The 15,685-nt window shown below is 61.6% G+C and carries 17 protein-coding genes; 2 read left to right on the top strand and 15 right to left on the bottom strand.

Annotation, left to right across the window (positions count from 1 at the left end):
• Positions 1 to 81 precede the first annotated feature (81 nt).
• The 15 genes from PSH88_RS18660 to PSH88_RS18590 form a co-directional block, all read right to left on the bottom strand.
• A complete protein-coding gene (locus PSH88_RS18660; protein WP_305421995.1) occupies positions 82 to 804 on the bottom strand; it encodes an amino acid ABC transporter ATP-binding protein in 723 nt (240 codons plus the stop codon).
• The gene (locus tag PSH88_RS18655; RefSeq protein WP_305421994.1) at positions 797 to 1,447 is read right to left on the bottom strand and encodes an amino acid ABC transporter permease; all 651 of its coding nucleotides are present in this window, start codon (positions 1,445 to 1,447) and stop codon (positions 797 to 799) included. The genes PSH88_RS18660 and PSH88_RS18655 overlap by 8 nt, the downstream gene beginning before the upstream one ends.
• Positions 1,448 to 1,457: 10 nt before the next feature.
• The gene (locus PSH88_RS18650; protein ID WP_305421993.1) at positions 1,458 to 2,123 is read right to left on the bottom strand and encodes an amino acid ABC transporter permease; all 666 of its coding nucleotides are present in this window, start codon (positions 2,121 to 2,123) and stop codon (positions 1,458 to 1,460) included.
• Complete coding sequence (lhpI, locus tag PSH88_RS18645) at positions 2,116 to 3,894, bottom strand: cis-3-hydroxy-L-proline dehydratase (protein ID WP_305421992.1); 1,779 nt, start codon at positions 3,892 to 3,894, stop codon at positions 2,116 to 2,118. The genes PSH88_RS18650 and lhpI overlap by 8 nt, the downstream gene beginning before the upstream one ends.
• Before the next feature lie 10 nt (positions 3,895 to 3,904).
• Positions 3,905 to 4,723 (bottom strand): ABC transporter substrate-binding protein, encoded by an 819-nt coding sequence (locus tag PSH88_RS18640; RefSeq protein WP_305421990.1) that lies wholly within the window; start codon positions 4,721 to 4,723, stop codon positions 3,905 to 3,907.
• A 370-nt stretch (positions 4,724 to 5,093) separates the two neighbouring features.
• On the bottom strand, positions 5,094 to 5,453 hold the full coding sequence (locus PSH88_RS18635; RefSeq protein WP_305421989.1) for a DUF6124 family protein: 360 nt from the start codon (positions 5,451 to 5,453) through the stop codon (positions 5,094 to 5,096).
• A 513-nt stretch (positions 5,454 to 5,966) separates the two neighbouring features.
• Complete coding sequence (locus tag PSH88_RS18630) at positions 5,967 to 6,716, bottom strand: AraC family transcriptional regulator (RefSeq protein WP_305421987.1); 750 nt, start codon at positions 6,714 to 6,716, stop codon at positions 5,967 to 5,969.
• A gap of 71 nt (positions 6,717 to 6,787) precedes the next feature.
• Positions 6,788 to 8,041, bottom strand: a complete 1,254-nt coding sequence (locus PSH88_RS18625; RefSeq protein WP_305427025.1) for an NAD(P)/FAD-dependent oxidoreductase — start codon at positions 8,039 to 8,041, stop codon at positions 6,788 to 6,790.
• Positions 8,038 to 8,274 (bottom strand): (2Fe-2S)-binding protein, encoded by a 237-nt coding sequence (locus tag PSH88_RS18620; RefSeq protein WP_305421985.1) that lies wholly within the window; start codon positions 8,272 to 8,274, stop codon positions 8,038 to 8,040. The genes PSH88_RS18625 and PSH88_RS18620 overlap by 4 nt, the downstream gene beginning before the upstream one ends.
• The gene (locus PSH88_RS18615; protein ID WP_305421984.1) at positions 8,267 to 9,382 is read right to left on the bottom strand and encodes an NAD(P)/FAD-dependent oxidoreductase; all 1,116 of its coding nucleotides are present in this window, start codon (positions 9,380 to 9,382) and stop codon (positions 8,267 to 8,269) included. The genes PSH88_RS18620 and PSH88_RS18615 overlap by 8 nt, the downstream gene beginning before the upstream one ends.
• Positions 9,379 to 10,311 (bottom strand): 4-hydroxyproline epimerase, encoded by a 933-nt coding sequence (locus PSH88_RS18610; protein WP_305421982.1) that lies wholly within the window; start codon positions 10,309 to 10,311, stop codon positions 9,379 to 9,381. Before PSH88_RS18610 ends, PSH88_RS18615 begins: the two co-directional genes overlap by 4 nt.
• A gap of 114 nt (positions 10,312 to 10,425) precedes the next feature.
• Complete coding sequence (locus PSH88_RS18605) at positions 10,426 to 11,097, bottom strand: GntR family transcriptional regulator (RefSeq protein WP_007935506.1); 672 nt, start codon at positions 11,095 to 11,097, stop codon at positions 10,426 to 10,428.
• Between the two features lie 192 nt (positions 11,098 to 11,289).
• Entirely contained in the window at positions 11,290 to 11,829 is a 540-nt protein-coding gene (locus PSH88_RS18600; RefSeq protein WP_305421981.1) for a cytochrome b/b6 domain-containing protein, read from the bottom strand.
• 7 nt (positions 11,830 to 11,836) lie between these two features.
• A complete protein-coding gene (locus tag PSH88_RS18595) occupies positions 11,837 to 12,100 on the bottom strand; it encodes a PepSY domain-containing protein (RefSeq protein ID WP_305421980.1) in 264 nt (87 codons plus the stop codon).
• A 157-nt stretch (positions 12,101 to 12,257) separates the two neighbouring features.
• Positions 12,258 to 14,381, bottom strand: a complete 2,124-nt coding sequence (locus tag PSH88_RS18590; protein ID WP_305421978.1) for a TonB-dependent receptor — start codon at positions 14,379 to 14,381, stop codon at positions 12,258 to 12,260.
• A 183-nt stretch (positions 14,382 to 14,564) separates the two neighbouring features.
• On the opposite strand from PSH88_RS18590, the gene PSH88_RS18585 reads away from it, so the two are divergent.
• Together PSH88_RS18585 and arsH are read left to right on the top strand one after the other, a co-directional pair.
• On the top strand, positions 14,565 to 14,930 hold the full coding sequence (locus tag PSH88_RS18585; protein ID WP_305421977.1) for a metalloregulator ArsR/SmtB family transcription factor: 366 nt from the start codon (positions 14,565 to 14,567) through the stop codon (positions 14,928 to 14,930).
• Positions 14,931 to 14,961: 31 nt separating this feature from the next.
• Positions 14,962 to 15,678, top strand: a complete 717-nt coding sequence (arsH, locus tag PSH88_RS18580; protein WP_305421976.1) for an arsenical resistance protein ArsH — start codon at positions 14,962 to 14,964, stop codon at positions 15,676 to 15,678.
• Positions 15,679 to 15,685: the final 7 nt, after the last annotated feature.

The following is a 15,685-nucleotide window of genomic DNA, read 5'->3' as shown; positions in this document are numbered from 1 at the left end:
CACAGGTATCTGTGTCGGCCACCAATTTTGTGTACACCACAAACCCTGTGGGAGCGGGCTTGCCCGCGATGAGGCCAGTCGTTATTTCACTGATTTGAGAAACGCCGCCGTTTCCGCATGCACCGGATTGCCAATCACCTGATCCGGCGAGCCAATCTCATGCACCAGGCCATTGCGAAAGAACGCCACGCGGTCGGATACATCCCGGGCAAAGCGGATTTCGTGGGTCACCAGCACCATGGTCATGCCGTCTTCGGCGAGCATGCGCATGGTGTCCAGCACCTCGCCCACCAGTTGCGGGTCGAGGGCCGAGGTGGCTTCGTCGAACAGCATGTAGTCCGGCGACATGGCCAGGGCGCGGGCGATGGCCATGCGTTGCTGCTGGCCTCCGGACAACTTGCCGGGGAAGGTCTTGAGCTTGTCGCCCAGGCCCACATGGGTCAGTTGCTGCACCGCCAGTGCCTCGGCTTCGGCCTTGCTTTTGCCCAGCACTTTGCGCGGCGCCAGCATCACGTTTTCCAGCACGGTCAGGTGTGGGAAGGCATTCCATTGCTGGAACACGATGCCGATTTTCTGCCGCAGGCGGTTGAGGTCGGTGGCGCTGTCATGCACCTCGACGCCGTCGACGCGAATGCTGCCTTTCTGGATCGGTTCCAGGCCGTTGATGCACATCAACAGGGTCGATTTGCCGGATCCCGAGCCGCCGATGATCGACACCACCTCGCCCTTGTTCACCGTCAGGCTGACACCCTTGACCACGGCCAGATCGCCGAAGGATTTATGTACGTTGTCGATCTCAATCATTTTCTTGCCACCTTCTTTCCAGACGAGCGCCCAGGCGTGCGACCACCAGGCTCATGACGTAATAGATAAGGCCCGCGATGCACAGCACCAGCAACGGTTCCTGGATGCGGGTGACGATGGTTTGCGAGGCGCGCAGCAGTTCGACGATGCCGATCCACATCACCAGCGCGGTGTCTTTCATCACACCGAGCACCAGGTTCAGCCAGCCGGGGAAGGCCACGCGGGTAGCCATCGGCAGGACGATCCAGCGCAGGTCCTGCAAAAAACTCAGGCCCAGCGAACGACTGGCCCGCCGCAGGGTGAACGGCACCGACAGCACGCCGCTGCGCACGATCTCGGTGAAGTACGCGGCGGTGTAGACCCCCAGCACAATGCAGCCGACGCTGAAGGCGCTGAGGTTCAAGCCGACGATGCTTTTGAGTGAGTTGAACAGCACGAACTGGATCAACAGCGGCACGCTGCGAAACACGTCCAGCACCCAGGCCAGGGGCAGGCTGGCCCGTGGCAACAGCGCCCGCAGCAGGCCAAACAACAGCCCGGCGAAGGAGCCGAGGATGATCGACCAGAACGTCAGTTGCAGGGTGACCCAGGCGCCATCGAGCAGGAACAGCAGGTCATTCCAGGAAAAACTGGTGGAAAACATGGTCAAGCCCTCAGTAACGGAACAACCGCCAGGCCATCAGCCGGGCTGACGCGACGATCGCCTTGGCAATCAGGTAATACAGCGCCGCGGCGATGGCGAAGTACTCGAAGGTGCGGAACGTTTTGACGTTGTAGTCCTGGGTCACCCCGGTCAGGTCATTGTTCAGCCCGACGATCACCCCCAGTGATGTCATCAACACCGCCCAGACCATCTGATTGGTCAGCGGGTAGAAGACGATCCGCAGCAACTGCGGGACGATGATCATGCGGTAGGCCTGGAAGGCACTCATGCCCAGCGAACGCGCGGCGCGCACTTGGGTGTCGGGGACGGCCTTGAGGCCGCCGCGAAAGTTCTCCGCCAGATACCCGGCATTGTTGAAGGTGATGCCGGCCAGCAGGGCGAACCACGAGCTGACATGCAGGCCCAACGAGCCGAGACCGAAGTAGAGGACGTAGATCTGGAACAGCGACGGGGTGTTGCGCGCGATTGATACCCAGCCGTTGCCGATACCGCGCAGCAGCGGGGTTTTGCTTTCGCGCATCACCGTCAGGGCCAGGGCGATCAGCACGCCGAAGATCATCGACAGCGCGGCGGTCTCGAAGGTGACCCAGGCGCCGGCGAGCATGTCCGGCAGGGCGCGCAGCGCTGAGCGCCATTGGAAGCTGTAGTCAAACATGCGCAGGGCTCTCCAGTAGGGCGGCAGGTTGTAGCCACGCCGGCAGGCGCCCGCTGGCGGTGGCATTGCAGGCGGAATCGACGCATTCGGCGAGGCTGGCAAAATGCACCTTGCGGCCCACCAGGCCGGGTGCGTAATGGGCGTATTTGCCGGAGTTGGTCATCAAGGTTTTTGCGGACAGCGGGATCACCGGCTCGCCGAGCATGCACCAGCAGGTATCGGTGACCAGGGTCGCGCCGAAGGCTTCGATCACGGCGATATGCCCGGCTTCGCGAGCCTGCTCCAGCACGGCGCGGCCGCAAGTAATGGCGAGGATCACGTCGGGGTGTTTGTGCCGACCGAGGCACAGTCGCGCCAGGTGAGCGAACTCGCTGAGAGAGAAATGCGGGTTACCCAACGAGACCACATCCACCCGGCTGTCGCGGGCACTGTTGAGTTCGCGCCAGCTGACTAACAGATCGTTCAGGCGGACTTTTTCCACGGGGATGGAGACATCCATTTCCAGCACTTGTGACGGGTCGATGGCCTCCGGGGTGATCCCGGCGATATGGAACAAGGGGGCGGCGGACGTGGTGGCAAACGCTGCGCCGAACGCTTTGAGGTCGTCCAGGCTCGGCTGATGTTTTTCCAACCCGCGCACCAGTGGAATTCGGCTGCCCGCCAATGCGCCAATGTGGTAACCGAGCAGCGGGTAGAAGGCATCGTCCAGTTCACCCAGGGCGGGCACTTCGACCTGCAATCGGGCCTTGCGTTGTGCGTCCAGGTGGCAGCCGATCAACGGGGCGCGGCCGGTCAGGGCGATGCAGATGTCCAGGTAGTCCGGGTACTTCAGGGTGCGTGCCCCCAGCACGCTGTTGGCGTAGACCACCGCGTTGGATTCGGCCCAGACGATCTGCTCGCCCGCCTTCGGCGCGCTGTCGAGCAGGTAGGGCGCACAGGTGAAACTGAGTTGCGCACCCATCGCCATATAGGCATCGCCCAAGGCGCTGGCCGGTTCGCCAAGCGCCGGGTCGATGCCCAATTCGCGCCAGCGACGCTGGTCCACGGAAATCGAATTGAGGGTGGTGGGCACCCGCACTTTTGCGCCCCATTGCACCAGTTGTTCGGCAAAGCGCAGGCTTGCTGGCCCGGTGTAGATGCAGCCGTCGATGTGCGCCTGGGTGACATCCACCAGGCGGCGGGCGCCTTGCAATTCGGCCATGCGCAGAACGATCTGCATGGCCACTTGCGCGGCCTTGCCCTGCAGGCCGTCGAGCAACGCCCGGTCGTGCTCGGTGAGTTCGAGCGGGGCGCTTGGGTCTTGCGTTTGCAATGGGCTGTCGAGTGCCTGCCAGGCATCGCCCGGCAGGTGTTCGAACACGGTTACCGAGGCGCCGTCGACCCGAGCGAAGGCCTTGCCGCGCAACGCGGCGAAGGCCTCCCGGCCGATGCACAGCACCGGCAGGGAACGCTCGAAAATCGTCTGCGCGACGAGCACGCCCAAGGTCAGGATCTCATCGGGTTCGGCCAGCACCAATGCGGCCGGTGCGTGGCCGTTGCTGATCAGTTCCATCAACACGCTGCTGCCGGTGCACGAGCCGCGACCGCTGGGAATGGCCAGCACGCGGCCGGCCAGGTATTCGCCGCTGAGGGGGTGGTGACGGTCAATGATCTCGCCGCTGAACGGATCGACCCCGCCCCAAAAACTCAACCCGATATCGGCGAACAGCAGGGCGCCCTCGGCGGCGCCCGCGACCAGACTGCGACCAGTCAGAGAAGTGGGCCTAGGCATGCCGGACACCTCAGTAGTAGACCTGGGGCACGGTCAGGTTGGTCGGCGAAATTTCAGTGCCGACCCATTTGACGAACAGCTCCTTGTAACGACCGGTGCGCACCTGTTGGTTGACGAACAGGTTGAGGTAATTGAGCAGGCCATACTCGTTGCGCTTGGCTCCGAGGGAAACGTAGTCGATCACGTACGGTGCGTTACCAGCGACTTTCAGGTTTTTGTATTTGCCCGACTTGAGGGTGGCGGCGGCCACGGTGTTGGTGACTACGGTGGCGGCGATATGGCCCTGGGCGACGGCCAACAGGGTGTCGTTCTGCGACTGATAAGCGCGGAAGGTGCCAGTGCCCCAGCTCTTCACGTCTTTCTCCAGAGCGATGGCTTCATAGGTGCCGCTGGTGTTGCCCACGGGTTTGCCCTTGAGGTCATCGAAGCTGTTGATGCCGGTGTCGTCGCGGGTCAGCACCACCATCTGAAAGGCGAAGTAGGGCACGGTGAGGCCGACGGTCTTGGCCCGTTCGAGGGTGTCGGAAGTGGAAGCGACGATCACGTCAGCCCGCCCGGAGACCAACGCCGGAATGCGGTCCGGGAACGGCGTCTCGACCACTTCGGCCTCGACCCCGAGGATTTTCGCCAGGTCATGGCAGTAGTCCACGTCGAAACCGGTCGGGTTGTTACCGGCATCGCGAAAACCCATGGGCGGGAAGTCCAGGGTCACGGCGCAGCGCAGCTTGCCCGAACCGATGATGTCGTCGAGCTTGTCGGCCTGGGCGGTGGCGATAAAGGAGGTACTGAGAACAGCGCTGAGGGCTACGGCAAATGCGGGGTTTTTCATAGAGGCCTCGTTGATGTGAAGTGCTGTTGGATATCGTATTGGGGATTTCGTATACGATATTAAATATAGCAATCAACGTGCCCGTTTCCAGGCCGGGGCGTGAATTTATTGTCAGGGCTTGGTGTAGAGGTGTTGCAGTGCGTCAGAGTGACGCCGTGAGGGGCGAGGTTCGCACTGGCGGGTGTTACAGATGGGAGCAATGGTTGTGCGGGGCGCGCCTTTAAGGAACACCGGCGCCCTGTTGATGGTGATCGTTCCCACGCTCTGCGTGGGAATGCAGCCCGGGACGCTCCGCGTCCCATCCAGAGCCGAACGCGGAGCGTCCGTTGAGGCATTCCCACGCAGAGCGTGGGAACGATCAGTGCGTCTGTTAGCCCTGCGGATCGAGGTTATCCAGCACTCGATTCACCGCCAGCTCCCCGAGCATGACCACCGATTGAATCCCCAACATCACGTTGCGATGGGGCATCTCCATCAACCCGGCGAACTCACTGAGCATCATGCTGGCTGACGCCAGGGATTCGCAGGCGTTGACCAGCAGGGTTTCGTTATCGACCTTCTCACCCACATGGTAAATGGTGCTGGGTTTGCGCTGGGTGTCTTTGGGGATGGGTGGTTTGAGGTAGTGGTCCAGGGCGCGGTCGGCGGCTTCGTGGAGTTTTTTGGAATCGAGGGATTCGTAGGGGGAAACGTCGTCGGTTTCCGGAGGATTTGGCGTTGCTTTGAACATAGATGGAACTCCATATGTGATTAAAGGAGCCATCACCCTCGCTACCAAACGAAGAGGTGGTGGCCATACGAAGGTTGGTAGACCGGCCCACATGGAAAAACCGGCGTGCCCGAGGGCACCCTACGCATGGCCACCATAAAAACAAATGCTGAAAGCATCTGCATAAGGTGAAGCTATGCGACATGTGGACGGCGGGCTACCAAACCCGATCGCTGTTTTTTTCAGCGACAGGGAAACGATATAGCCCGGGCCACAGGCGCACTAGCCGGCGGATTCTGGCGTAGTCGTAGGCAGAGGCGCAAGAATGTGTAGCCTGAGTGAGTGTCTGGAAGTGTCATTTAAACAGTGCTTGTTTAGCGGTCTGACACCGAGCCTTGTGGTGGCTGTACCGGCCTCATCGCGGGCAAGCCCGCTCCCACAGTGATTGGTGTCGTTCACAAATTCTTTGGCCAACGCAGATACCTGTGGGAGCGGGCTTGCCCGCGATGAGGCCCGAAAAAACACCCACATTCCCTAACGCTGAGTATCGCGATACTGACTCGGTGACAAACCGGTCAACGCACGAAACTGTCGGCTGAACGCACTGTGGTCGGTATAACCACAACGCAAGGCGATCTCGGTGATCGGCAGGTCGCTGTGCAGCAACAGCCGAGAACCTTCATCCAGGCGCGCCTTGTTGATCATCTGCCGTGGCGTGAGCTGGAACACCCGTTTGCAGTGACGCTCCAGTTGCGCCACGGAGTAACCGGCGATGGCGGTCAGTTCGGCAAGGCTGATGGGGCGGGCGAAGTGGCTGCGGATGTGCGCGTCCACGGCGGCGAGTTTCTGGTACGCGGGGTGATTGGACTGTGGCGATTGCAGGTCGCGGGAGATTCCGGCCAGGCCCACGATGTGGCCCTGTTCATCCTTCAAGGCGAGTTTGTGGGTCAGGCACCAGATCGGCTGGTTGCCGTAATACAGGTGCAGTTCCAGTTGGTCGGCCAGTTCGCGGCCGCTGGACAGCACCCGCCGATCCTGTTCGGTGTACAGCGGGCCGAAGCGTTCCGGGAAGACCATTTCGGCGGTGCGCCCCAGCAACTCTTCGCGATGTTTGAAACCGCAACGCCGGGCCAGGGTCTGGTTGACGAAGGCGTAGCGGGCTTCGCGGTCCTTGATGAAAAACACCACGTCCGCCAGGGTGTCGAGCAGCGGCGCTATCGGCTGCAGGCTGTTCAGCAGCGTGGGCAGGTCGCAGGGTGTGAAGGTGCTGAGCGAGGGATACATGGCGCTGGGGTCTGGTGGCGACCCCGGGATCATAGAGGCTCGGCTGTGTTGCTGAAACCCCCGAGGGGGTTTCAGGCCGGCGGGGTGTCGTCCAGGCACATCAAGGTCTCGATCCGCGCGGGGCTGAAGGGCGGGCGGGGCGCTGAAGGTTGCCAGCCAAACAGGTGCTGCACCGCGCCGCCACACACCCGACCCTGACAGGCGCCCATGCCGCAGCGACTGGCCAGCTTGGCTTCGCGCCAGTCCGTGTGCCCGGTCAATGCGGCGTAGGGCACGTCTTCGCAGCGGCAGACCAGGGTGTCGGGACGGGCCAGGGATTTGAGTTGCGGGTCGAGGACGAAGGCCTGATTCAGTGCCTTGGCGAAACCCTGCCAGCGCGCACGGCGTGGCCATAACTGACGCGCCGCTTCAAGGTCACCGACCGCCGCGTGCCCAGCAATGGCACCTTCGACCAAGGCCAGTTCACTGCCGCCAAACCCGGTGCATTCACCCGCCGCATAATGATCGACGCGACTGGCCTGCCAGGCATCCACGGCCAACGCCTGACCCTCGATGGCGTAACCCAGTGCCTGGCCCAATTGAATGTTCGGGATCAAGCCGAAACCACAGGCCAACCGATCACAGGCCAGTTCGATGATTTTGCCCTGCTGTTGCAGGCGCACACCTTCCAGCCGGTCAGTGCCAAGGGCGGCCAGTACATGCGTCGCGGTGCGGTAATGGCGGTCGAGCAGGCCGAACGATTGCAACCATTTGCCAGGCCAGCGGGGCAGTTGCGCGGCGAAACCGGCGACGGCGGTGCGTGAGGCTTGCTCGGCGATGCGCGGGATCTGCGCGCCGTGCTTTTTTGCGGTGGCGGCACTCGCCAGCAACAGCGGGCCGCTGCCGGCGATCACCACGCGCTCCCCCTGCACCGGCAGGCCCGCCTTGATCAGCGCCTGCAAGCCACCGGCGCCGGTCACGCCGGGCAACGTCCAGCCGGGGAAGGGCAGCAGCAACTCGCGGGCGCCGGTGCACAGAATCAGTTTGTCGTAGCTAATCAACCAGCCGTTGTCCTCATCTTCGACGAGTAGCTGTTTCGGACCGGGACTGGCGATCACCCGAGTACCGGCGTGATGGCGAATGTTGCTGCACGCCTGCAAACGTTCACGCAGGCGACGGGCCTGATCGGGTACGTTGGCTTGAGGGCCGTCACGCCAGATTTGCCCGCCTGGTAGCGGATTGTCGTCGAGCATGACGATGCGTGCGCCACTGGGGGCAGCGGCAAGAGCAGCGGACATGCCAGCGGGGCCGGCACCGATGATCAGCAGATCGGCGTATTCGTTCATGGGCATGTCTGCACCTGCATGCCGTCGCGGCACAGAGTCTGGCAGGCCAGGCGTCGCCGGCCGTCGATGGTCACCCGGCATTCCTGGCAAATGCCCATGCCGCACAGCGGTGCGCGGCGCTGGCCACTGACCGAAGTGCGTGTGCATCCGTTACCGCCCAGCGCCAAGGCTGCGGCGACGCTGGTGCCCTCGGCCACCTTCAAGGCGCGGCCGTCCAGCAGTAATTCAGGCATGGGCGGGTTCTCCGAGGAAACGCTGGGGCAGATAGGGTTGCGCGGCCAGTGGCGGGGTTTCGTTGAACAGCTGCGCCACCAGCAAGTCGGCCGTGCCGGGAGCGGTGGTGACGCCCAACCCTTCATGACCGACGGCGAGCCACAAGCCCTGTTGCTGTGGGTGCTGACCCACCAGCGGCAGGCCGTCGGGGCTGGCGGCGCGAAAGCCGGTCCAGGCGCGGATGCCGTTGAGCCGGGCCAGCCCTGGCATGTACTCGGCGGCGCGCTTGAGCATTTTCGCCAGCATCCAGCCTTCGACCTGCGGATCGGTGGTGCCGAATTGCCGCGAGGCACCGATGAACAATTGCCCGGTGGGGCGCGGCTGAATATTGCAGGCGGTGGATGGCCCGGTGGCGTTGTGGGCGCTGGTGACGTAACCCAGTTCCACCAGAGTGTGGGTGATCGTGCGCGGGTAGCGGTCGGTAATCAGCAGGTGACCTTTTTTCGGCTCGATGGGCAACTCCGGGCACAGTTCATTGGCTTGAATGCCGTTGGCCAACACCACCGCTTCGGCCCGCAACCACTGACCGTCATCAAGGCATACACGGTGACCATCGACCGCGCTGACCCGCGCCCGGTGCTGACGGATGTTCGGCGTGTCGAGCATCCAGCGAGCCGTCGCCGGCGCATACAGAATGCCGTCACCATTGATCAGCAAGCCGCCTTCCAGGCCCTCGCGCAGTTCCGGTTCACGCTGGCGCAAGGCACTGGCGCTGACCAGTTCGCACGCCACGCCCTGGGCTTTCAGGTTCAGGTATTTGCTGTGGGCGACCGCCATTTCCTCGGCGTTGGCCGCCAGCCACAGTGTGCCGTTGTTGCGGTAAGCGCAGCCGTCAGGCAGGTCCGGTGCCAGCTCGCGCCAGCGTTGCAGGGAATATTGACTCAGGGCCAGCTCGGCCGGGTTGTCGTCGAGCACCAACAGGTGGCCCATGCCCGCTGCCGTCGCACCGTGCAGGCCGGCGTCCAGCACCAGCACCTGCAAGCCACGCCGGGCCAGCGCCTGGGCGCAGGCGGCGCCGATGATGCCGGCGCCGATCACGATCACATCGGCCACCAGGCCCTCGCTCATGGGCGAATGCCCCAGGCGAACGGGTCATCCTGTTCGATGATCAAACTGGCTTCGGCGCTGATAAAGGCACGGCCACGAATGGTCGGCACGATGCGCTCGCCTTGCCATTCGTAAGAGCCTTCGAACTCGCTGCCGATGACACTGGCCTGACGCCAGATCTGCCCCGGTTGCAACTTGTCGTCGGCCGCCAGGCACGCCAGTTTGGCACTGGTGCCGGTGCCACACGGTGAGCGGTCATAGGCCTTGCCGGGGCAGAGTACGAAGTTGCGGCTGTCGGCGTGATCGTCATCGGCGAACAGCTCGACATGGTCGATCAGCCCGCCGTCTTCGCCACGAATGCCTTGGGCCTCCAGCGCCTGCTGCACGGCGTAGGTGTAAGCGGTCAGCGCGTCGAGGTTGTCGCCGACGACCCGCAGGCCATGCTCGGCGATCAGGAAAAACCAGTTGCCGCCCCAGGCGATATCGCCGACGACTTGGCCGATGCCCGGCACCTGCAACACCAGCGCCTTGCGGTAACGGTAGGCCGGCACATTGCGCACGCTCACCGAATGGTCTTCGTGCAGGGTCGCCTGCACCGTCCCCACCGGCGTCTCGATGCGGTGCACGCCGGGGCCGATCTTGCCCAGGTGCGCCAACGACGCCACCAGGCCGATGGTGCCGTGGCCACACATGCCCAGGTAACCGGTGTTGTTGAAGAAAATCACCCCGGCACAGGCGCTCGGGTCCACCGGTGTGCAGAGCAGGGCACCCACCAATACGTCGCTGCCTCGTGGTTCCAGCACACAGGCGGCGCGCCATTGATCGTGATGGTCGGCCAGATGCTTGCGCCGTTCGGCCATGCTGCCGGTGCCCAGATCAGGAAAGCCGGCGGTCACCAGACGGGTCGGTTCGCCACCGGTGTGGGAGTCGATCACGGTGATGCGTTTCATGGGAGGGCCACGTCCGTTCAGATGAGTGAACGCAAGAGTGGCCTGTGCGGCGGGGTGCCGGCTTGATGGATTTATCCTGTGCCGATGACGAAATCGGCACAGCATCCTGAACCGTCAGTGGGCGTGAGGCAGGTGCTCGAACAGGGTTTTGCAGACCCCGGCAATGTGTTCGTCCAACAGCTTCACCGCCAGCTCCACATCGCCGGCACGACAGGCTGCGAGGATTTCGCGATGCTCGTGATCGGCCCGTTCCTTGCCGGCCGACAGGCTCATTTGCATGCGCAGGTAGCGCTCCAGCTTGTCGTTGACCGAACGAATCAGGCTGACCAGAAACGGCCGTTGTGCCGGTTCGTAAAGGCAGGCGTGCAGCTCCCAATTGAGCTCGGCCCAGCGGCCCACGTCGTCCTCACCGATGAATTCCTGACAGATGCGCTCGGCACGGGCGAAGGTTTCTTCAGTCATGTTGGGTATGGCCAGGCGCAGTATTTTGTCTTCCAGCAACATGCGCACCTCGAACATCTGCGCCAGCTCGGCATCGGAAACCCGCGTGACCATCGCCCCGCGATTGCGCTGGAACATCACCAGCCCTTCGGCTTCCAGCCGCTTGAGCGCCTCGCGCACCGGAATCTTGCTGACGTTGAACTGGCGGGCAATGTCGTCCTGGCGAATCGGTTCATCTTCGGCAAAATGCCCGGCGACGATGGCGTCGCGCAGATGACGGGTGATGATTTCCGAGGTCGAAGGCGTATTGCCAAGGTCGGGAGCGTTGAGTTTGGGTAGGTTCACGGCGGCGGTCGTTTGGAAGTGAGATAGCGATAGGGTATACGAAATCCTTTCGCTGATCTTCCCCGTGGGTGCGGCGGTGCGGCTATCCGACTTGCTCGCGAAGACGGTGGCACAGTCCAACATTGATGTCGTCTGACACACCGCTTTCGCGGGCAAGCCCGCTCCCACAGGGATTGCGCTGAATCGGGCTCTTTATTCGTCGGCGTTTTTCTTGCGTCGATGGCCTGTGATCATCGACAGCGGCAGGTTTTCACGCAAACGGATGCTTTCCACCAGTGCGGCGACGATATGCACGCCAACCAGCGTGAGCAGCGCATTGGCCATGAACTCGTGGACATCACGCAGCCAGTCTTCGCCGAAGAAGTAGTCCACTTCCTCCATCAGGAAACCGCTGATGCCCAGGCCGGTCATCAACAGCAGCATGAGAACCATAACCAGTGCACCGATGGGTGAGTGCCCCATGCGGTGATAGCCCTGGCCGGAAAACAGCGCCCGGCCATGTTGGGCGACACGCGACGGGGTCGGCCAGAAGTCTGACCAACGTGCCGCCGGCGGGCCGATGAACCCCCACACCACGCGCACCAGCACAACCGCCACGGCGTAATAGCCGAGCCAGCGATGCCAGGCGTCTCCCTCCTCATTGAGGAAGTAGTCGCTGATAAAGACAACCACCAGGGACCAGTGGCAAACGCGTACGAGAGGGTCCCAGAGGCGCAGGGTTTCAGCTTTCATCTTTGTCTTATTCGATCTCTTCTTTCACGACCTTGCCGGACACCGGATCAAAGTAGATCTCGACTTTACGCTTGTCTTTGTCCCAGCCGTAGATTTCGTAGCAATTGCCGGCAGTGACCTTGAACTTCTTGATGTTATAGCCCTTGGCCTTGAGCTCTTCCTGAAACTTGGCCTGGTCTTGCCATTGGGCTTTGTCGGCCTTGGTGCATTCAGTACCGGCGAAAGCTAGGGGAGAAGCGGCCATAAGGGTGAGCAACAGAAGTTTGCGCATGGGTTTTCCTCGAAATATTGTTGTTGTCTGACAACGCGAGAGATTCTCAATCACTCATCGCGCGCTGAAGATTAAATGAGCTTTGAATCATTGTCACGATGTTGCGCACTGCAAACAAACGCCCCTGGATGCAGGGCGTTTGATTTCAGGTTTTCACTCAGAACCGGTAGTTGGTACTCAACTCCAGAGTGCGTGGCGCTCCGGGGGTGATCAGGTCCACCGAGCCATGGGCCGAGGCGTAATAGTCCTTGTCGAAGACGTTGCGCAAACGCAGCGCCATGTCCCACTTCGGCAGGTTATAGAGCAACGCCGCGTCCACGGTGGTGTAGGCGGGCATGACCACCTGGTTGTCCAGGGCGGTGTAGCGGTCATCGACATAGTTCGCCCCCATACCCACGCGCCAGGTGTTGGTGAGCGAGCGCACCAGCCAGAGGTTGGCACTGTGACGCGGGGTCAGGGTCGGTGTCTGGCCTTCGTTGGCGACGCCGTTGGTCCGGTTGTTGGATTTGGTGATCTCGGCATCCAGGTAGGCGTAACCGGCATAGACCTGCCACTTGTCGCTCAATTGCCCGCTGGCGGTCAGTTCCAGGCCGTCGGTGCGCTGCTCGCCCGACAGAACCAATTTGGTCGGGTTCGCCGGATCGGTGGTTTTCATGTTGGTGCGTTCCAGTCGGAACAGCGCTGCCGTCAACGCTAGGCGATTGTCGAGCAGGTCCCACTTGCCGCCGATCTCGAAGTTGGTGGTTTGCTCCGGCTCAAGGTCCTGGTTGCTAGTGCTCAGGGCGAAGACTTCGGAGGAGGGTTGATATGAGCGACTCACCGAAATGTAGTAGGACTGAACCTGATCAGGCTGGTAGACCAGGCCTGCGCGCGGGCTCCAGGTGTTGTCAGTTCGGGACATGGAGGCGCGCGTCAGGTCATCCGAATATTCCTGGTCGAACACGTCATAGCGCACACCCAGCAACGCTTTCCAGTGCGGGGTCAGTTCAATCAGATCCTGGACGTAGAAACCGGCCGTGTCCTGGGTAGTGGTGCCTTTGGCGGTTTGCCGGTTGGCCTGGAACGGCACGTCGACCAGAGCATCGCGGTACACCGGGACTCGCGCAACGTTGGATTGGCTGAAGACGGATTGATCCTTGATCTGACGCCCCAGCTCCACGCCATAGAGCAGGTTGTGGTTCATCCCGGCGAGCGTAGCCAGTTGCTTCAGTTCGGTCTGGTTGAACCAGCCGTCTTCCTTGCGCTGCACATTGCCGCGATTGAGTTTTATCAGCAACTCGCCATTGGGGGCGGTGACGAAACGGGTCGGGCTGGAGTCGGCGAGGGTGTTGTTGCGATCCAGATCGTAGTGGTAGTAGCGGCTGGTGTTGCTCAGGGTGAAGTCGTCGTTGAGGCGGTAGTCGACACCGGCGGTGAACGAGAACACTTCGCTGCGGGTGTAATCGTCATCCGGGTCGGATGAACCGAAGCGCTTGTCCCGATCGACATCGACCGGGCGATCGCCCCGAGCGGGAATGCCGAAGTCGATCAAGCGCTTGTCGTACAGGTACGTAGCACCCAGGTTCAGCTCAAGATCGTCGGAGAGTTTGAAGTAGGCCGAAGGCGCAATCGCTTTGCGATCGATATAGCCGTCATCGCGGAAGGTGTCGCTGTTCTCCAGCGCACCGGTCACCCGGAAGGCCTTGTCGTTTTGCTGCTGATCGGCCCAGCCGGCGTCGAACTGCGTGCGCTTTTTGCCCTCGCTGTCGAAGCTGACACCCGCTTCCTGCTTGGGGGTGAAGTTGGGTTTCTTGCTGATGCTGTTGATCAGGCCACCGGATGAACCGCGGCCATAAAGCACCGCTGCCGGACCCTTGATCACTTCCACGCGCTCGACGTTGGACAGATCGCGGAAGTACAACGCGTCGTCACGCACACCGTCGATGTACATGTCGCCGATGGCACTGAAGCCGCGAATGGTGACCTGGTCGCGCTGGCCATCGCCATTGGAAAGTCCGATGCCGGGGACGTTCTTCAACACGTCTTCCATCGACCGCGCGCCCTGATCCTTGATCACGCTCTGGGGGATCACGTTCACCGTTTGCGGGATATCCCGTAGCGGGGCGTCGATCTTCAGCGCGCTGCGGCTGTCGGTCGGCTTGTAGCTCTGCTCGCTGTAATCACTGGTCACAGCGGTTGCAGGCAGGGCCAATGCCGATTGGGTTTCTGCTTGCAAATCAGGTACTGCAAAAAGCCCCAGCAGTGAGAGAGAGGCCGGGTAAATGCGCGGTAAAGCCACCATGAGCTCCTTTTTTAATTATTGCGCTAATGATAACGATTACCTTTTGTAAGTAAATAAATATCATTCACATACAACGCCGAAACATTTGCCGTTGACCCGTACATGCGGGAAAACGTATATTCGAAAAAACGCATATATCGGTATTCACCTTTGTTGCGTGAACACCAAACGCTGAGAAACCCAATGGCTGACCAACTGACGCCGACCACTGTTTTCAAATGCCTGGCTGACGACAACCGGGTCCGCATAATGCTGCTCATCGCCCGTGAAGGTGAGCTGTGCGTCTGTGAGCTGACCTGTGCGTTGAATGAGAGCCAGCCCAAAGTCTCCAGGCACCTGGCGCAATTGCGCACATGCGGATTGCTCTCGGACCGTCGGCAGGGCCAATGGGTTTACTACCGACTGCACCCGAATCTTCCGGGCTGGGTGCATCAGGTGTTGACCGTGGTGCTCGACTCCAACGGGCACTGGTTAAGCCCGGATGCCAAACGCCTTGAGGAAATGGGTGACCGTCCCGAACGGGCAGCTGCCTGCTGTCCGGTTCGATGACTCCAGAGCACTATTGCGCAGGACAATGACCATGCACGATGACCACATGCCCCAACTCGATACCGAACTGGTTGATCTCCCGTCGACCGACAAGCTAGGCATCGAAAAGACCTCCATCCACAAGCCGCGCATTTTGCTGCTGTACGGATCGACCCGTGAGCGCTCCTTCAGTCGCTTGCTGGTCGAGGAGGCCGCCCGGCTGCTACAGCACTTCGGCGCCGAGACGCGGGTTTTCAATCCGTCTGGTTTGCCGCTGCCTGATGATGCTGGCGACGATCACCCACGGGTGCAGGAACTGCGCGAATTGATGTTGTGGTCGGAGGGGCAGGTCTGGTGTTCACCAGAGCGTCACGGTTCGATGAGCGCGGTCTTCAAGGCGCAGATCGACTGGGTGCCACTCGCGATGGGCGCCGTACGCCCGACCCAGGGCAAGACCCTCGCCGTCATGCAAGTGTGCGGTGGCTCGCAGTCGTTCAACGTAGTCAATCAGCTGCGGGTGCTGGGGCGCTGGATGCGCATGTTCACCATTCCCAACCAATCCTCCGTGCCGAAGGCTTTTATGGAATTCGACGATAACGGCCGGATGAAACCTTCGCCGTTCTACGACCGTGTCGTGGATGTGATGGAAGAATTGGTGAAATTCACCCTGCTGCTGCGCGACCGTCAGGACTATCTGGTCGATCGTTATTCCGAGCGCAAGGAATCGGCGCAAGAACTCATGAAACGTGTCAATCAGCGCTCTATTTGAAGGGGGA

This window comes from Pseudomonas wuhanensis (genome assembly GCF_030687395.1).
Classification (GTDB): domain Bacteria; phylum Pseudomonadota; class Gammaproteobacteria; order Pseudomonadales; family Pseudomonadaceae; genus Aquipseudomonas; species Aquipseudomonas wuhanensis.
Note: the sequence above shows the minus strand (reverse complement) of the source record. Positions and strands in the feature narration are given on the sequence as shown.